13 protein-coding genes are annotated in these 18,208 nt (G+C 36.0%); 12 read left to right on the top strand and 1 reads right to left on the bottom strand.

The genetic code is table 11. The features are described from left to right. Positions 1 to 15: 15 nt before the first annotated feature. From BW721_RS05755 to BW721_RS05700, 12 genes are all read left to right on the top strand, one after another. The gene (locus tag BW721_RS05755; RefSeq protein ID WP_076766976.1) at positions 16 to 1,233 is read left to right on the top strand and encodes an O-antigen ligase family protein; all 1,218 of its coding nucleotides are present in this window, start codon (positions 16 to 18) and stop codon (positions 1,231 to 1,233) included. A gap of 18 nt (positions 1,234 to 1,251) precedes the next feature. Continuing rightward, positions 1,252 to 2,322 (top strand): hypothetical protein, encoded by a 1,071-nt coding sequence (locus BW721_RS05750; protein ID WP_076766975.1) that lies wholly within the window; start codon positions 1,252 to 1,254, stop codon positions 2,320 to 2,322. Between the two features lie 175 nt (positions 2,323 to 2,497). Further along, complete coding sequence (locus tag BW721_RS05745) at positions 2,498 to 4,930, top strand: GW dipeptide domain-containing protein (protein WP_076766971.1); 2,433 nt, start codon at positions 2,498 to 2,500, stop codon at positions 4,928 to 4,930. Between the two features lie 151 nt (positions 4,931 to 5,081). Then, on the top strand, positions 5,082 to 7,715 hold the full coding sequence (locus tag BW721_RS05740; protein WP_076766969.1) for a GW dipeptide domain-containing protein: 2,634 nt from the start codon (positions 5,082 to 5,084) through the stop codon (positions 7,713 to 7,715). Between the two features lie 545 nt (positions 7,716 to 8,260). Next, positions 8,261 to 9,910 (top strand): LTA synthase family protein, encoded by a 1,650-nt coding sequence (locus tag BW721_RS05735; RefSeq protein WP_076766967.1) that lies wholly within the window; start codon positions 8,261 to 8,263, stop codon positions 9,908 to 9,910. Between the two features lie 165 nt (positions 9,911 to 10,075). Continuing rightward, positions 10,076 to 10,459: a GtrA family protein gene (locus BW721_RS05730; RefSeq protein ID WP_076766965.1), complete on the top strand. Its 384-nt coding sequence runs from the start codon at positions 10,076 to 10,078 to the stop codon at positions 10,457 to 10,459. 257 nt (positions 10,460 to 10,716) lie between these two features. Continuing rightward, positions 10,717 to 11,613 carry a glycosyltransferase family 2 protein gene (locus BW721_RS05725; RefSeq protein ID WP_232222969.1) on the top strand — a complete coding sequence of 299 codons (897 nt, stop codon included), beginning with the start codon at positions 10,717 to 10,719 and terminating at the stop codon, positions 11,611 to 11,613. A gap of 118 nt (positions 11,614 to 11,731) precedes the next feature. Continuing rightward, a complete protein-coding gene (locus tag BW721_RS05720) occupies positions 11,732 to 12,889 on the top strand; it encodes an acyltransferase family protein (protein WP_076766961.1) in 1,158 nt (385 codons plus the stop codon). Positions 12,890 to 13,020: 131 nt separating this feature from the next. Further along, on the top strand, positions 13,021 to 14,820 hold the full coding sequence (locus BW721_RS05715; protein WP_076766957.1) for a glycoside hydrolase family 13 protein: 1,800 nt from the start codon (positions 13,021 to 13,023) through the stop codon (positions 14,818 to 14,820). A gap of 451 nt (positions 14,821 to 15,271) precedes the next feature. Next, on the top strand, positions 15,272 to 16,474 hold the full coding sequence (locus tag BW721_RS05710) for an AAA family ATPase (protein WP_076766955.1): 1,203 nt from the start codon (positions 15,272 to 15,274) through the stop codon (positions 16,472 to 16,474). Beyond that, positions 16,458 to 17,087 carry an RloB family protein gene (locus BW721_RS05705; RefSeq protein ID WP_076766954.1) on the top strand — a complete coding sequence of 210 codons (630 nt, stop codon included), beginning with the start codon at positions 16,458 to 16,460 and terminating at the stop codon, positions 17,085 to 17,087. Before BW721_RS05710 ends, BW721_RS05705 begins: the two co-directional genes overlap by 17 nt. Before the next feature lie 14 nt (positions 17,088 to 17,101). Continuing rightward, positions 17,102 to 17,359, top strand: coding sequence for a hypothetical protein (locus BW721_RS05700; RefSeq protein WP_076766952.1), 258 nt, complete (start codon positions 17,102 to 17,104; stop codon positions 17,357 to 17,359). A gap of 113 nt (positions 17,360 to 17,472) precedes the next feature. Here BW721_RS05700 and BW721_RS05695 read toward each other — a convergent pair whose 3' ends face one another. Then, entirely contained in the window at positions 17,473 to 18,159 is a 687-nt protein-coding gene (locus BW721_RS05695) for a LysM peptidoglycan-binding domain-containing protein (RefSeq protein WP_076766950.1), read from the bottom strand. Positions 18,160 to 18,208: the final 49 nt, after the last annotated feature.

The raw sequence follows: 18,208 nt of genomic DNA, 5'->3' as shown, positions 1-18,208 counted from the left end.
AGGTGAGATGAAGTTTTGATAGCCATTATTTTGATTTTTATAGCCTTAAGTACTGGCGTGGCTCTACAATTACCTATAGAACAACTAAGTTACAATATTGAGTATTCAGAAATTATGATAATAAGCACTATTGTTGTTTTGTTAGTAAGTTATTTTCAAGGCAACAAGAAAATACAGTATGATTTCTATGTAACTTTAGCATTAGCGATTTATGTTCTGTTGTTTGCCCATTCTATTTTTACTTATTCGTGGTCTCCTTATGGATTAACTTCTATTCCAGGAACTTTGATTTTCTTTTATGGGTTTTTGAGCATACTTATCGGGAGCTATTATTTTAAAGATAATCACGATTTATATATTCTTGCTTCTAGAGTATTTGTGATTAGTTTGATCGCCCAATTATTTCTTAATTTCTCTGTCGGGCTGGCAAGTGGTGCTACTGGATTTTATGACTTGAAAGATTATGCATCCACTTTAATTGGAAAATCTAATTTTATTTCAATTTTTATTACGTTTGATTTACTTTATGAATTTATCTCGAAAGATAAGCACTGGTTATTCTTTTTCATTGTTGATTTAGTGGCTCTGATTGCTACAATTTCGCGTGGAGCAATTGTTTCTTTAGTGCTTGCATTGTTGATTTACTTCATTGTAGGGCTGATCAACGTGAATTTTAATAAGAAAGCTCTAGTCGGAAGTTTCGCTTTTTTATTTACTTTGTTTATCGTTTTTATGATTTTTACTCCTCCTGGCAGGACACTCCTCGAGGGGTTGAGTGCAGGGCTAGGAGCAAGTACAGTAGGCTCACGACAAGTTCTCTGGCAAGATGCATTTACTGAGTCTATTCAAAATCCTTTGGGAATTGGGGTAGTATGGAAAGATGACCCGCATAATTATATTTTTAGTTCCTTAAGGAATTTAGGATTATTTTATGGGGTAGTTTATATTGTGTTCTTGACAGCTCCTTTATTAATTTTAATTCATCCCAAAGTAAAATTATTGTCAAAAAAATCGATTGCTTTACTAATCGGATATTTATCCGTAATCATTCATGCTCTTATTGAAGTATTCTTTTTTACAAAGCTTTCAGTAATATGGACTGCATTTACCTTAGTATATATATACTTTGTTGTAAAAAAAGATTGTGAGGAGCTAAACGTGAACAAGGAGAACACCATCAACCAAAAGTATTTTTTCAACAATAAATTATTTGAGAAGTTAAAGAATGAATAAAAGATAAAGAGGTGTAAGATGACTACCAGAATATATTATCGAGAAGTAAAAAGATTTCTAAAGGAAAATATAAAATTAATCTTTTTAGTTTCAATCATAGGAAGTGTTCTATTTGGAGTATTTCTTAAATTTTCAATGGAAACTAGTGAAGATGAACATCTTCCTGATAGTGTTGCAGAAGAAATTAACGATACTTCTATACGATACGCACAATTTAGAATATATGTAGAAAGTCCCTATGACACAGTGTTTATTAACAATAATTTATTGGAAAATATTTTATTAACGGAATCTAACATTAAAGAGATTGAACAAAAAACTGGTTTGGAAATTCAGCCTATATTAGAAGAACAAATCCTTAACGAGTTTTTCCCAACTCTTACTAATCGGGGAGCATTGGGTCTTGGAAGAGATCCTATGACAGATACGCTGGTATTCCAAGCGAAAATTGGAACGGAAGAGCAACGGTTGCAGACTGCAGAATACTTCTTTGGTATTATCGAGAGTGACCAAATTGAATTACTTTCAGATAAAAAAGTTACAATTATAGAAGAACCACATTTACATGAATATACTCCTGCAGAAATTTTAGAAGCTGAGACAGTATCTCCTACAAAAATTGATAATTCCTTGATGTTCATTTTAATAGAAATTTTGTTAGCTCTATTTGTTGGTGTGGTTATAGGAATCGTATTTGCTGCGTTCTACCACATTTATACTAAGAAAATAAATTATGCATTTAATTATTATGTAGGAAAAGAAGATTTACTAATCATCGAAAGAAAAATACTAAATGATTTTCTATTTGCAGTAGTTGAACCTAACATAGGAAATAAATTACTTGTTTCTGAAAAGAAACTTCCTAATAAATTACTTGAAGAATTAAATGAGCATGCCATTGATTCTGCTACTTTTATTGAAGTTTGTAACGTGTTAGAAGTGGATCCAGAAGAAAATATTTCAGAAGTTGTTGTTTTGATCATCGAAGGTGAAACTAATAAATCGTGGTATAACGATCAAAGAGAGTTTATTAAGAGATTGAATAAAAATGTGAAGGTTGTACAGACCTCCCAAAATATTGTGAATTAGGCTTAAATAAATAGTCGTTAAAAAGCTGTCTATTGAAAAATGACAGCTTTTTGACGACTATGATTTTTAATCTATAAAAAAGTAAAGTTATCCTACATCTTTATTAGGAAACACTGTATAGTAATATTTGGAACAGTTTTGAATTTTTTTGTTAACTTTTTGGAGGGTAGGTATATTGAAAAAAAAAGCAATTATAATAGGATTATCAAGTAGTGTGTTATTCACTTCTATCTTAGATGTCTCCCAAGTACATGCTATTGCAGACAATTATAGTTATATAGAAGAAGTTGAGGAAGAAGGCTCGGAAAGTATTTTTCTTGAAATGGAAGAGCCATCTCTTGTTAATTTGAATAAATCAGATGAAGAATTTTTAAAAAACATTGAATTCTATCAAAAAAATGGTGATTCAATCGAAGTTATTATTCCCAACCTTCAAGAATATCAAATAATCATTAACAATGATGTGGAATACGAAGTATTCGAAAAGGATGATAAATTAAAACATACTTATTGCATTCAAGTTGATGAAAGTATGTCTGCATTTAACTTCGAAGTAATGAATACTCATCTAGGTAATCGATATACAATAACAGTACATATTGATTATGTAAATGGAAAAGTAGAAATTGAATCTGTAGAGGTAATATTATTGTCTTCAGAAGAAAATGATGAAGCATCGGACATAGTCGATGAAACTAAAGAAGAAAATGATGAAGCATCGGATATAGTCGATGAAACTAATGACCCATTAGAGGAATCTGAAAAAGCAGAGGGCGAAAAAGATTCTTTGGAATTACCGGGAAAAAGTGAAAATGTAGATGATAAAGAAAAACTTACTAGTCCACAAGAACAGGTTGAGGAATCAGTTTTTGAAGAAAATAATAATACTGACCAACAAGAAGAACCCAAAGATGTTGAAATTACAAAAACAAGAACAGCACTTAATGCAGCTTCAGTTATCGTAAATGGTTTTTACACCGTGCGTTCGAAGGATACCTTTAATTCCATAGCAAAGCAGTTTGGACTTTCTAACTTACAACTTCAAGTGTATAATCCTCAAGTGACAAATATAAACCTTATTACGGTGGGAAGTCAATTAGCTGTGACAAGAGAAGCTGTGGAAAGTAGGTTAAGCACAGAAGAAAAAAAACATCTATACACAGGAAATGGAAATGGAGAATTCCAAACGCCTCAAGAATTTTTTTCATACCTATATCCTTACGCGAAAGAACTAGCAAATCTTCCCGGTGAGGAACCTCTATATGTTTCTATAATGTTAGCTCAAGCTGCCTTAGAAAGTGGTTACGGAAAAAGTGCACTGGCTTCTCCGCCATTTTACAATTTAACTGGCATAAAGGGCGAGCATAATGGGAATTATGTAAAGATGTGGACAAGAGAAGAAACAAAAAATGGCGAATCATATTATGTATTAGCTAATTTCAAAAAATTCCCGTCCTATTTTGATGCGTTAAAAGGAAATGCGGATTTAATTCGCTATAGAGGGTACTATGATCAAGTTTGGGTCAAAAATTCATCTACTTATCTAGATGCAGTAAAAGCTTTAAATGAGAGTCCTTACGCTACTGATACAAAGTATGGATCAAAAATACTAAATATTATCAATACTTATAAGCTTTATGATTATGATTTAGATAAAGTTTTAAAAACCTATAAAGTCGAATATAATGCTCGAGTAAAATCTAATAACACGGGAATCTACACAGTACCTAAAAATACTTACGGAGCTATTCTCTACACCTCCTATTTGTATAATAATAAAGATATTAATGTAGTAGAAGAAGCCACAACGGAAGGTGGAACTTTTGCCAAAATAGTAGACATAAAAAGTAAGAAAGTTTTAGGTTGGATTAATAAGAATGATTTAGATCTTTATTCCGTTATTCAATCGAAAAAATCAGTAGAGTATTACGCTCAGGTTCAACCTTCTAATAGTGGAATCTATACTTCCCCTCAAGGTACTTATGGAGCTATCCTTTACACCTCCTATCTGTATAATGGGAAAAACGTAAAAATAGCTGAGGAAGCGACAACGACTAATGGAACGTATTCTAAGTTAGTGACAGATAATGGAAAAACAGTAGGTTGGATTAATAAAAAAGATCTAAAACTCTTTAATTCTGGTTCTACCAATTATTATGCACAAGTTAGATCTAAAAATGCCGGTATTTATACATCACCAAAAATTGTTTCAGGAACACTACTTTATACAAGCTACTTATATGATTGGAAAGATGTCCGTGTTACTGAAGAGATAGCCATTGGTAATGAAACTTATTCAAAATTAGTCCGTGTAGATACACAAGGATTTATTGGATGGATCAATAAAAGAGACCTAGCAGCTTATACTACTATTTCTTCAAGCAGAAAGGTAAACTATGTTGGTGAGGTTAAATCTTCCAATCAAGGGATTTACACTTTACCAAAAGGCTCCTATGGTGCGAAATTATATACCAGCTATCTTTATAATTGGAAGCAAGTAAGAGTGATTGAAGAAGCTGAAACACAATCCGGTATATATGCAAAAATTGTAAAATATGAAAATGGTTCTGAAATCGGTTGGATTAAAAAAACTGACTTAACTTATTGATAATTAATCCAGTTTTTTATCTAATTAATCGTTCGCTATTTTTAAAAAAGAAAAATGTAGGTGGATTTTATAAAATGTTCATTCCTTATTTTGGATCATTCAGTTACAATAAATAAGGTATAATTAATTTTAATAATTTGGAGGGGTTATTTTGCAGAGAATAAAAAAACTCAGCTTCTTTCTAGCTGGGTTAACATGTATGACACTTGCTTCCCATAATGATATTTTGGCCACCGCTGAAACTGGATCTGATTTAGGTACTGAGGTCCCCCTAATTACTGACGCTGAAGAAAATATAGATGAAACTCAGCAGGACATTGTAGATGAACAACCTTCTATCGAAGAATCGATAGAAGCACCGATAAAAGAAAATTCAGTGGAAGAAAGCAAAACTGACGAGAGTGAAGTAAGCTTAGAAGAAACTGAAGAAGAACAACAACAAATTATCGAAGAAAGCCCTGAAATGTCTATTACACAAATAAATAAATTTGATACAATCCAAAGTATAAAAGATGTTGATTATCTTGCTCGTATACAGCCTTCAAATGATGGAATCTACACAGAGCCCAAAGGAACACAGAACTCAATCTTGTATACAAGTTATCTATACAACAATAGGGATGTCAAAGTAATATCGGAAGCAGTAACTCAGAGTGGTACTTTTGCCCAACTTGCTGATATGGAGAGCGAAACCATATTAGGTTGGATTAATAGCCAATATATAGATTCTTACTCATCTAGCTTTAATAACCAGACAGTAAATTACTATGCAAAAGTTAAAACGAATAACGAGGGTATTTATACACTTCCAAAGGGGATATACGGCTCTATCTTATATACTTCATATTTATATAATGAGCAAGATGTTAAAGTAGTCGAAGAAACAGAAACAGAACACGGACAGTTTGCAAAACTAGTCTCTCTCGAAAATAATAGGGAATTGGGTTGGATAAATCTAAATGATCTTTCTGTTTATTCATTTGTTCAAAGTTCTCAAGAAGTTCGGATGTATGGTATTGTCAAATCAAATAACGAAGGTATTTATACTCAACCTAAAGGAAATTATCAATCTATTCTGTATACGTCTTATCTTCTAAACGAAAAACCTGTAAAGATTACAGAAGAGGCGATTACTCAAAATGGAACCTTCTTCAAAATTACTCCACTAAACGACAAAGTGGCAGTAGGATGGATTAATGCTTCCGACATTACTGCAGACGATTTTTATCAGGAAAAATTCTCCAATGAGTTTTTTGGAGTTGTAAAAAAATCTAATGATGGAATTTATACAGAGCCCAAAGGTTCTTTTGACTCTATCCTTTATACATCTTATTTATATAACAATAAGACTGTTCGAGTTACCGAAGAGGCAACCACTTTGAATGGTGTATTCGTTAAAATTGAAAAAATCGAAGATGGTAGTACTATTGGTTGGATTAAAAAAAGTGACTTAACTGCTACTGATTTTATAAAGAGTAGAAAGACTGTTAACTACTACGGAAAAGTATTGCCAGGAAATGATGGAATATATACAAAACCCAAGGGAGATATTGGTTCAATTCTTTATACTAGTTATCTTTATAATAATAAGGATGTACGAATAGTAGAGGAAGCTAATACGCTAAATGGAACTTTTCTTAAAATTAATAATAGTAATAGCGAACAAACATTAGGATGGATTAGAAAAGAATATATTTCTATCGATAATAATATACATTCTGTTACTCCACTAAATGATTATGGAAGAGTAAAGTACAATAATGAAGGTATTTACACAAAACCTAAAGGTACACCAGGTTCAGTTCTTTATACTTCTTATTTAATGAATAATAAAGATGTACAAGTAATCGAAGAAGCCAAAACAAATCAAGGTACATATGTGAAACTAAGAGATGTTATAAATAATAGTTTCTTAGGCTGGATCAAAAAGTCTGATATCTCATTTTATGACGCAATTAACAAGACAGTTAGTGTTAACTATAAAGCAAAAGTTTCAAGCTCCAATAAAGGAATTTATACTTCGCCTAAAGGAACATATGGAGCTATCTTGTATACCTCTTATTTGTTTAATAACAAAGAAGTCAGAGTGACAGAAGAAGCGATAACTGAAAGTGGTGTTTTTGCTAGATTGGTTCGAACTGATGATGGGACTTTGATAGGATGGATTAATAAAAATGATCTCATTACCAGTCGAGTTGTTTTCCTTGATGTAGGACATGGCGGTTCAGATAGCGGAGCTTCTTACTATGGCGTAGCGGAAAAGGATATTAATTTACAAGTAGCAAATAAGTTGAAAAAACAATTGGAAGCCCAAGGTTATACTGTTATTATGCCGCGAACTACTGATGTTTTTATCGATCATAAGACAGAACGTTCACAAATGGCAAATAATTCTGGAGCAGATATTTTTGTTAGTATACACCACAATGCTATGCCAGGAAATTCAGGAGTAAATGGTATCGAAACTTTCTACTATGAATATGATCCTGACTATCCACCTCAAATTAATGGAAGTATGCATAATAATCCTACACGGATTTTAGAAAGTGCTGCCTTAGCAAAAGAGATTCACAACTCATTAATTAATTATACTGGCGCTTTCGACAGAGGTGTAAGAAGAGACACTTTTGCTGTGTTAAGAGAAACATCAATTCCTGCTGTTCTATTGGAACTAGGCTTTATGAGTAATAAAGCTGAACTTAATAAGTTAACTACTAATTCCTACCAGGAAGTACTAGCTCAGGCAGTAGTAAGAGGTATTGATGCATATTTCAAAGCCAGATAAGAATATATCTAAAACCAAAGCAGAATTCTTGCTTTGGTTTTTTGGTCTAGGAGAGTATAAATTTTCTTCTTAGGGAATCTACTACTATCTATGATTCCACAACTTCATTAACAGTTTCATAGAAGGAATATAAAAGAGTATTCTTCCTGCAATCTTTTTTGATCCAGAAAAATATTGGATACTTTGGTCTTTGACAATTAATCTAGACTAATTGACAAAGAAAAATCTTAACTGTAAAATGAGAAGTGTTTGTTATATTGCTAATAGGAATAATCAAAATGAAGATATTGAGGGATAATTTTAAGTGAATATTAATAGATTAGAAAAAAATTTCCGCCAAAAACATAGTGAGTTTTATTCTAAAATGCTTAGTATTTGGGTTAACAAGTATTTTTTCGTTTTTTATAATACAGTTCTTTCACTACGGTTTAAATATAGAATCTGTATTAGTATTTTTGAATGAGCATACTAGTTTATCCATTTTATCTGTTATCATAATTTTTCTAGTTCAGCTTCCTATAACCATCCTAGTAGGGAATGTATACATGGGATCAATAATTACAGGATTGTTAAGTTCTATTATCGGGTTTGGAAACTATCAAAAAATGCTATATCGGCTTGAACCATTGTACCCCTCCTATGTTTTAATGCTAAAGGATATTAAGTTTTTATTATTTTCAATTGAAAATAAAGATCGGATTCTCCTGTTAGTTGGCTTATTTTCAATCATAGTTTTTCTGTTTGTTTTGTCAAAAAAGGTTTATTCAAAAAGAGAAGTAAGCCTGAAAATTTTTGCATTGAGAATGACTGTCTTTTTCTTTTCAATAGGACTCCTGTATCCGGTTGCTACCTTTGGAAAGAGTAATAATATCGTAAAAAATATTTTTGAAGTTTATGGAGAGGTACAGTGGATTCCTTTTAACCAAATAAAGAATTACAATCAAAATGGTGTGATTGCTGGTTTACTATATAATTTGAGTAGTGAAGTTATTGAAAAACCAATAGATTATTCCAAGGAAAGAGTAAAAGAGATTGTTATGAAGTATGAGGAGATAGCTAAGGAAGAAAATAAAAACCGGACAGGATCACTCCAGGATATTAATATTGTATATGTGATGAACGAAAGTTTTGCTGATCCCTTCCAATTTGAAGGGTGGACAATTACGCCAGACCCATTACCCAATTATCGAGAAATTATTAAAGAAACATCCTCTGGTCAAATGCTATCGCAAGGTTACGGAGGTGGCACAGCCAATATAGAATTTGAAGCATTATCAGGAATATCAATGGAACCTATGTTACCTAATATCTCAAGTGCCTATACACAACTAACTTCAAAAATGAAACATGTGCCAACTTTACTAACCTATTTTAATAATGTAGAAACGAATCAACGGAGAAAAACTGCTATACATCCATTTCAATCAAGTATGTATAAAAGACCTGAAGTTTATGAGAGCTTTGGATTTGATGAAATGATTTTCGAAGAGGATATGATTTATACAAAAAAATTAGAGAGCAGTCTGTATATATCTGATGATTCTTCCTATCAACAAGTATACAAGACATTGAAAGAATCTGAAGAAAAAGATTTCATTCATTTAGTTACTATGCAAGGACATGGTCCATACTATGTAGGGTACTTTGGTAACTTACAGGGCTTTGAAGTGGAAGGTCCGGTTGAAAAAATGGATATATTGAATTATTTATCTAGTCTTTCTTATTCAGATGATGCGCTAAAAAATTATATAGAAGAAATAGATGCTTTGGATGAAAAAGTATTAACAGTTTTTTGGGGAGATCATCTTCCTTCTGCAATAGGGTATGGTATTACCAGTATCAACCAACCAATTAAAAAATATTTAACGCCTGTTTTTATTCATACAAATTTTGAAACCCCTAAAAATGATTTAGAGATAATAAGTCCAATTTATTATATGAATGAAATATTGGATATGACGAATTCAAAATTAACCGGATATTATGCACTTCTAGGGGAGTTAAGAAATTATTTGCCCGCTTTTGAAAAAGAATTTCATATTTTTAATGGTATAGGAAATATTGGCATAGACAGAGTACATAACTTTGATAAGATAACAGAGCAAATATTAGGGGAGTACGATATGCTTATCCATGATGTTTTTGAAGGACAGCAATATTTCGAAGAGTTTAGTTTTTTCGATAGAGTCGATTAAAAGGGAAGTAGGTTTCCACCTAACAAATAACCTAATTAAATTGAATGATGGAATTTTAAATTAAAGGTGGAAAAAAATATCGTGAATGTATGGATATTGAAATGATGTTTTTTGCAAAACAAAAACGAATCATTACATCTTAAAAGAACGGAATGATGATTTAGAGTGAAATTACTATTTGCACAAGTATTGAAGTTTGGTATTGTAGGTGTCATTGCCACTATCATTGACTTTGGTATTTTGACAGTATTAACAGAAGTTTTTAGTGTTCATTATTTGACATCCGCTGCTGTAGGTTTTATCATATCGACTATTTTTAATTATCTGGCCAGCATGCGTTATGTGTTCAAGAGTCGATTTGGACCGGATGAAAAAAACAAGGAGCTTCTGATTTTTGTTGCTTTGTCAGTATTTGGGTTGTTTTTGAATCAATTATTAATGTGGTCTTTTGTTGACATGTTGCATATTTTTTATATTCTCGCTAAGGTTCTTGCGACCCTTGTGGTTATGGGATGGAATTTTATTTCGAGAAAATTATGGATCGAATAAGTAGGGTGTTAAGTGGGAAGCGTAAGACTTTTTACGTATTTAGCTATCTAGATAATTGGTACTGCCCATGAGCAGTTTGAAAAACAGGAAATGGACATTTACTAATATAGCAAAAGAATCTTCGATTCAATTTTCGAAGGTTCTTTTGCTATTATCTATGTTAAGATTAACAAAAAGAAATTGATTGAACGTATGGAGCTGATTTTGTGCAAAAAGACCTAATATCAATCATCATCCCTTGCTTCAATGAAGAAGAAATGGTGCCACTTTTCTATAAGGAGATGCTTGAAATAATGGAAGGCACTCAGATTGTAGATTTTGAACTGATTTTTGTGAATGATGGTTCGTCTGATGAAACATTAGGCGAAGTGAGAAAATTAGCAGAAAAAGATGGTCGTGTGCATTATTTATCATTTTCTCGTAATTTTGGGAAAGAGGCGGCGATGTATGCTGGTTTGAAGCACGCAAAGGGGGACTTTGTGGCTGTGATGGATGTGGATCTTCAAGACCCGCCAAATTTACTGCCGACCATGTATCGGACTTTGAAAAATAGCGATTATGATTGTGTGGGTACCAAACGTGTGGACCGTCAGGGAGAGCCGGTTATTCGTTCCTTTTTTGCTAAGGGATTTTATAAATTAATTAATCGGATTTCGGATAATCATATTGTCGATGGGGCGAGGGACTATCGCTTGATGACACGTCAGATGGTGGATGCGGTGCTGGAATTGACGGAGTATAATCGCTTTTCTAAGGGGATTTTTACATGGGTTGGTTTTGAGACCAAGTATATGGAGTATTCGAATATCGAACGTCCAGCTGGGAAAACATCATGGTCTTTTTGGGGATTGATGAAGTATTCCTTTGATGGGATTATCGCTTTTAGTGCGGTTCCACTGGCGATTGCGTCTTTCATCGGCTTTATTGCCTTTGTAGTGGCAGTTCTATTGGCGCTCTTTTTCACTATTCGAACGTTGTTGTTTGGTAACGCGACGAGTGGGTGGACATCCTTAATAGTCATGATTCTGGGCATGGGCGGTTTGCAGCTCTTGTGTCTGGGAATTCTTGGGAAGTATTTAGGGCAAACCTTCCTAGAAACGAAGAAGCGACCGATTTATATTTTAAAAGAAACAGATGAAACGCTAAAAAAGTAATATGTCACCCAGATGTCACCACCATGTATTTTCCGTGACACAAAGGCTTTTAGTTGCTTTTAAACCAGCTTTCCCGTTACCATGTGTTATAAACATGAACGAGAGGCTGGACTTTTTTATGCAAACAAAAACAACTAAAAGCCGTCGCATTGAGATTTTTGACGGTATGAGAGGGCTGGCGGCCATCATCGTGATGGTTTTTCACCTGATTGTAATGGTTGAAGCGGGGCATGCCAGCAATGCATCCTTAGACTTTAAAAATAAACTGTGGGCTACCTTTACACTGACTCCTTTGAAGTTGCTTTGGGCAGGTAATGAAGCCGTGATTCTTTTTTATATGATTGGTGGATTCGTCATTGCTAAACCTTATATAGAAGGGCGACGAATTGATTTTATAGCCTTTGTGAAAAAACGTTTTTCACGCTTGATTCTACCCTATTGGTTGATTCTCATCGTCACCCTAATCTGTATCGCTATGTTTTCAAGCTTTAAAAGCACGATCTCATTGAGCGGCTCATTCAACATTAAGTGGAGCATTATGCCGTCTTTATTTGAGATCCTTGCGCAATTTTTAGCCTTTGATGTGAATATGGATGTGACTGCCGGTGCTTTTTGGAGCATCGTCCAAGAATGGCGGATTGCCCTCCTTATTCCTTTCATTGCAGCTGCCTTATCTCGCTACTCTACCATGCGTGTGGTGGCTGTTGTCGCATTGGCCAACTGGACGCTAAATGATAGCTTTAGTCAACTTGGTGGCTATTGGGGCGAAAGCTTAAGTCGTACGAATTATTATTTTATCTTTTTCTTTATCGGTGCGGTCTTGTCCAAGCATATTGAACAACTGCGAGCGATTGTCGCCAGCCGCCCATGGGTAAGGATGGTATCTGGAATCTTATTACCATTTCTTATTCCATTCCAATGGGTAGCAGCTGGTTTGGGAATCGACTTAGGTAGACGAGATGCCATGCCTGTCACCGCTCTAGGAATTGTTCTTTTATTATTAGTTGTGATGGAAACACCTTGGCTAAGCCGCTTATTCAAGCAACCCATCTTTTTATATTTAGGAAAAATTTCCTTTAGCCTATATTTAACCCACACCACAGCCATTGTCCTCTTTACTACTGTTGTTGGACAGTTTATCGAACCGCAATGGGCACTAATGCTATCGCCGGCATTTGCCCTAGGGTTTGCAGCACTCTGGTATACCTTTGTTGAAGAGCGTCTTGGTGCTGTTAAATGGCCAAAACTTCATCCAACTAAAAAAGTTCTCAGTTAACTGAGGGCTTTTTTAGTTGTTATTTTTGTTACCGCTATCAATAGATATCAGCTTGTTCTTATTGTGTGTTTTGTTAAGATGATAAGAGAAGAAACGACAAGTACGTTTAATGATTGATTGGAGGATTTTTAATGGAAACTGCAGCATTTTTTCACCGTCCAGAGAGCGAGTACGCTTATATTTACTCACCAGGGCATGTTCACATTCGACTTCGCACGAAAAAGGGTGACGTTGCAAAGGTTGGCTTTATTCAAGGTGATCCCTTTAACTTACATTTGAAAGATTGGTATCAGGAAGAAAAGGAAATGGAACTGTTGTCATCAACGGACTTGCATGACTATTGGTTGATTGATACGGATGAACCAGTCAAGCGGATGGCTTATGCCTTCCACGTTTATGGTAAAGATGGTACGGACGTTATTTACAATGACCGTGGCGTTTTCCCTTATTTGAAAGAGCAGCTGACCAATTCAGGCACGTATTTCCGCTTGCCTTATTTCCATGAAACTGACCGTTTTAAAGCGCCAGAGTGGGTGAAGGAAACCGTCTGGTATCAGATTTTCCCGGAACGCTTTAACAATGGGGATAAGAAAAATGACCCAGACAATGTTTTAGAATGGGACAGCAAGGAAGAATTATCGACCATTGATTTTTACGGTGGGGATATTCAAGGGATTATTGACAAGTTAGACTATTTAGAAGATTTAGGTATTAATGGGATTTATTTGACGCCTATTTTTACAGCGCCGTCGAACCATAAGTACGATACGACTGACTATTATGAAATCGACCCGCATTTTGGGGATAAGGCTTTATTCCGTCAGTTTGTAGAAGAGGCACACCGCCGTGATATGCGAGTGATGTTGGATGCGGTCTTTAATCACATTGGGGCTGAATCAACGCAGTGGCGTGATGTCGCTGAATATCAAGAAGAGTCTCGTTTCAAAGATTGGTTCTTTATTAAGGAATATCCAGTGCCAAGTGCAGAAGAGATTCGTTCTCATGGCCCAATGTATATGGAGCATGCAGAAGGCCTACCTTATGAGACTTATTCCTATGTGCCGATGATGCCGAAAATTAACACCCATAATCCAGAAGTGCAGGAGTATTTATTGAATATCGCAACTTACTGGATTAAGGAATTTGATATTGATGGCTGGCGTTTGGATGTGGCTAACGAAGTTGACCACTCATTCTGGCGTAAGTTTAACCAAGCGTGTTTGTCCTTGAAAGATGACTTCTATATTTTAGGGGAAATTTGGACCTCATCTCGCTCATGGTTAGAAGGTGACGAGTTCCACGGTGTCATGAACTATTCATTAGTTGGAAATATTATCGACTACTTTGTTGGGAAGATCATTCCGACTCGTAAAATGGCCAATGTTATGAATGAACAGTTGGCTCAATACCGTAAACAAACCCATGAAACCATGTTTAATATGCTGGATTCTCATGATACAGCCCGCATTTTAACCATGGCAGAAGGAAATATTGATTTGGTGAAATCAACCCTAGCCTTTATGTTCTTGATGCACGGGTCGCCATGCATTTATTATGGGACAGAAGTTGGCATGAAGGGTGGCCCAGATCCGCAATGTCGTCGTTGCATGATTTGGGATGAAGACAAGCAAGACCGTGATATGTATGAATTCACTAAGGGCTTGATTCAATTGCGTAAAGACTATCAGCCGATTTTATCTTACGGTATGCTGAGATGGGAAGTTGTCTTGGATGAAGAGCAAGTGGTTGGTGTGCGCCGTGATTTAGGTGATGACGAAATTGTTGGCTACTTTAATCAAGGAACAGAAGACTATGTCGTTGACCATTCTGAATCAACGAAAGTGGTTTATCATCATTTGAGTAATGAATCGGATAAACAATCGGTTGTCGGACCAAATGGGTTCAGTATCCAAATTCGCCGTAAACCATAGCCAAAAAAAGGAATATGGACAAATTTAGCGCAAAAAAGAAATTTTTTCGTAACCAGTTTGAAAGGGGCGGGGAAATAATACCAGCCCCACCGCCAAGTTCCTTTTTTCCCCACTCTATTTTTTTCGAAATGTAAGATTCAGACTAAAAATATCAGCTGTATCTTACATTCAAGAGCCTAAATGCAAGATACAGACTGTTTGAAGCGATCTGTATCTTACATTTCAAGGTAAAAGTGTGCGATACAGCTCAATTTTTGAAGCTGTATCGCACATTTGAGTAAATGAAAAGGAACTGGAAAAAATTCAGCCTCTAAATAAATAAACATCGCAGTGAAATAATCAGAATGTTGATTATTTCACTGCGGTTTTTTTGAGGCTATTTTCCTAGCACCTTTTCGTTTAGTGAAATCGGATTCATTTATGCTATAATAGTCGGGAAGGAGGGATCATGATGTTAATCGAACTAGTTGTTGAGAATTTTCTTTCTTTTCGAGATGAAGCGACCTTTTCCATGTTGGCCACGACTATACCCGAACATCCAGAAACGATCGCCAGCCATCACAACCTCCAACTCAATAAAGTGAGTAGTATTTACGGTGCAAACGCTAGCGGCAAGAGCAACTTGCTACGTGCGATGGCACTTATTAAAGAGGGACTATTTATCAAAAAAGGTGAGGAAGAAAAATGGATTATGCAAATCCAACCCTTCCATCTCGATGAACGCAGTGAACAAGAGGATAGCTTGCTGGAGGTTAGTTTTCATATAGACAACAGCCTCTATCGCTATGGCTTTTATGTCAACAAGGGCGACATAATCGAAGAATACCTGTATGAAGGATCGACGGTTTGTTTCCACCGTAATCAAGATGGTCATGTGGAAGGGAGTTGGGCTATTGCTATTGATTTGGCAACGAATCGTTTGTATTTAGCGGAATTGATTAGTATGAAGGTTAGTAAGATAACGTCAATTGAAAAGTGGTTTAGCCAAATGCGGATTATTGTAGGCGTGCAACATCCTTATTTTTCGATTTCCTTAGCTAAAATGCATTTGAAAAAATACAAACATAATTTATTAGCTCTGATTCAAGTCGCAGACCCATCCATTCACGACATTGAAGTGAGAGAAACGACTGATCCAACGAGTTTGAAAAAGCGGGATGATTTCTTTGTGATTAAAATGAAACGTTTGCTAGATGGCAGTCTTCAGCCTTATCCAGAGGGCTTCCGCTTTAAGGATGTGGAGTCTGCCGGCACGGTTAAACTTCTGGCATTAGCGGGTCCGATTATTGAAGCTTTGGAGCAAGGTAGTCTCTTAATGATTGACGAAATGGATCAAAGTTTCCATACGTTGATGACACGCTATGTATTGGAGCTATTCCGGGGCGAGTTTAATCCTCACTGTGCCCAATTGGTTTTTTCGACTCATGATATTTCGAATTTGGATAGTGAGTTGTTCAGGCGCGATCAGGTGTGGTTTGTGGAGAAAAAACGTAAGGGTAACAGCGAATTGGTTTCCTTGGTGGAGTACCAGTTTGACCAAGAGGAGCGGAAAAATTCCTTTTCATTTGAACGGCATTATTTGAACGGCAAATACGGGGCGGTGCCTTATTTACCGCCAACGGATTGGTGGTTGGACAATGGGGAAACGACATAAACAACAGCGGCGGCGTGAAAAACGGGAGAGCTACGAACGTGAAGTCGCTACTCGACTGCCACGAAAAACATTTTTGATTGTGTGCGAAGGGACGAAGACTGAGCCCAATTATTTTCGGAGCTTTGAAGTTCTCTCTGCCAAGGTTGAGATTAGGGGGACTGGTCGCAATACCTTGAGCCTCGTTCATTATGCGGAGCAGCTATTGGATGAGCGTGATGAGGAGTTTGATGAGGTTTGGTTGGTTTTTGATAAGGATTCTTTTTCTAGTGTGAGCTTCAATAATGCTGTTTTTTTCTGTCAAGCTCATCACGATAAGGGGTTTAGGGTTGCATACAGTAATGAAGCATTTGAATTGTGGTATTTGCTGCATTTCGAGCTCATTACCAAACCAATCAGCCGCTTTAACTATAATGCTATGCTTAGTAAGCGCATGAAAACTTACTATAAGAAGAACCTACCCAATATGTACCAGCAATTACTGCCTCGTCAGCCACTAGCGATTGAAAACGCCAAACTACTCTATGAGAAACGGTCGAATTCACCAGCCAAGGACAATCCCTCAACAACAGTCTTTCAACTGGTCGAGGAACTCAACAGTCACCTGCGCGATTAAATTAGGAGGAACACATGTATAACAACAGTTTTTTAGGAATGACACTGACAGATGATGGCCTAGCAGTCGCTATCTATTTTTTATCAGACGACAACCTAGCTCAAGAATACCTTTTTAAAAGTAAAGAAGAAGCGGCTCTATTCCACGATTCCTGCCTACGATTTCTAGAAATGATGGAAGACTACGAAGTCACTGAAGCCGAACAACTATTTAGAGAATTTCTCGACAAAAATGTTGTTGAAATGAATTATAAAAGAATCATTTATAAATAAAAAGAAGCCGTTTGGGGCTTCTTTTTGTTTGTTTAGTTGGAGAAGGGAAGTTCAGCCGCCAACAATTGTCCGAACGTCCTCTCGGCTAGGGAAAATCTATTTCAATGCCATATTTATAAAGCTTTCACCTTTAAAATTTGGCCGATGAGAATAAAATCGGAGCTCAAACTGTTCCACCTTTTCAAATCGGCCACACTCACTTGATTTTTACGTGCGAGCGACCAAAGTGTGTCGCCTTTGACGACGAGGTGAAGCAGATAACGATTGGTTAGAGTGGGTGTTTCAATATCCTGCTTGAATTGCGCCATGGAAATGCCCCAAGAAGCGAGGTAGCCATCGGGATCGACATGGGTGGTGCCACCGATATGTTTGCTAATCCAAGAATGCGTCTTGATGCCAGGTTCAGCTAAATTATAGCCCGTATTTAAGGTAACGGGAAGGCCAGCTTCAATAGCAAGCTGGCGTAACAGCCAAACGTAGGCGGCATAGTCTTTATTAAAGGTAGCTAAGTTAGTTGTCCTTGCTAACTCCACTTGTGCATAGGCATAAGGATTGGCATAGGGACCAGCGCCCCATTGGACTAGGCCAACTTTTGCCAGCTGGATAATTTTCCCGCCACCCCCAACCCAGTGAGAGACAAATGCTTGATGAGCATGACGTCTCATATAGGCGATTTCATTAGCTAAACTATTTGCGCCAACGTTATTAGGGTTACCCGATTCATGGGCGATAATACAGAGCGATTTTCTTAGAGGCTGTTGGTTAATAGCCAGCAGTTGTTTTTCAATTGGATAAGTCATGGTCATTCTCCTTTCAAAAAAAGCCGGGAATCAAGTCCCGGCTCATTAA

Source organism: Jeotgalibaca sp. PTS2502 (assembly GCF_001975685.1).
Taxonomy (GTDB): domain Bacteria; phylum Bacillota; class Bacilli; order Lactobacillales; family Aerococcaceae; genus Jeotgalibaca; species Jeotgalibaca arthritidis.
Note: the sequence above shows the minus strand (reverse complement) of the source record. Positions and strands in the feature narration are given on the sequence as shown.

Coding starts and splice junctions, on each gene's coding strand:
- BW721_RS05750 (WP_076766975.1), top strand. CDS start 1,252: ATGACTACCAGAATATATTATCGAGAAGTAAAAAGATTTCTAAAGGAA.
- BW721_RS05735 (WP_076766967.1), top strand. CDS start 8,261: ATGGGATCAATAATTACAGGATTGTTAAGTTCTATTATCGGGTTTGGA.
- BW721_RS05725 (WP_232222969.1), top strand. CDS start 10,717: ATGGTGCCACTTTTCTATAAGGAGATGCTTGAAATAATGGAAGGCACT.
- BW721_RS05720 (WP_076766961.1), top strand. CDS start 11,732: ATGCAAACAAAAACAACTAAAAGCCGTCGCATTGAGATTTTTGACGGT.
- BW721_RS05715 (WP_076766957.1), top strand. CDS start 13,021: ATGGAAACTGCAGCATTTTTTCACCGTCCAGAGAGCGAGTACGCTTAT.
- BW721_RS05710 (WP_076766955.1), top strand. CDS start 15,272: ATGTTAATCGAACTAGTTGTTGAGAATTTTCTTTCTTTTCGAGATGAA.
- BW721_RS05705 (WP_076766954.1), top strand. CDS start 16,458: ATGGGGAAACGACATAAACAACAGCGGCGGCGTGAAAAACGGGAGAGC.
- BW721_RS05700 (WP_076766952.1), top strand. CDS start 17,102: ATGTATAACAACAGTTTTTTAGGAATGACACTGACAGATGATGGCCTA.
- BW721_RS05695 (WP_076766950.1), bottom strand. CDS start 18,159: ATGACTTATCCAATTGAAAAACAACTGCTGGCTATTAACCAACAGCCT.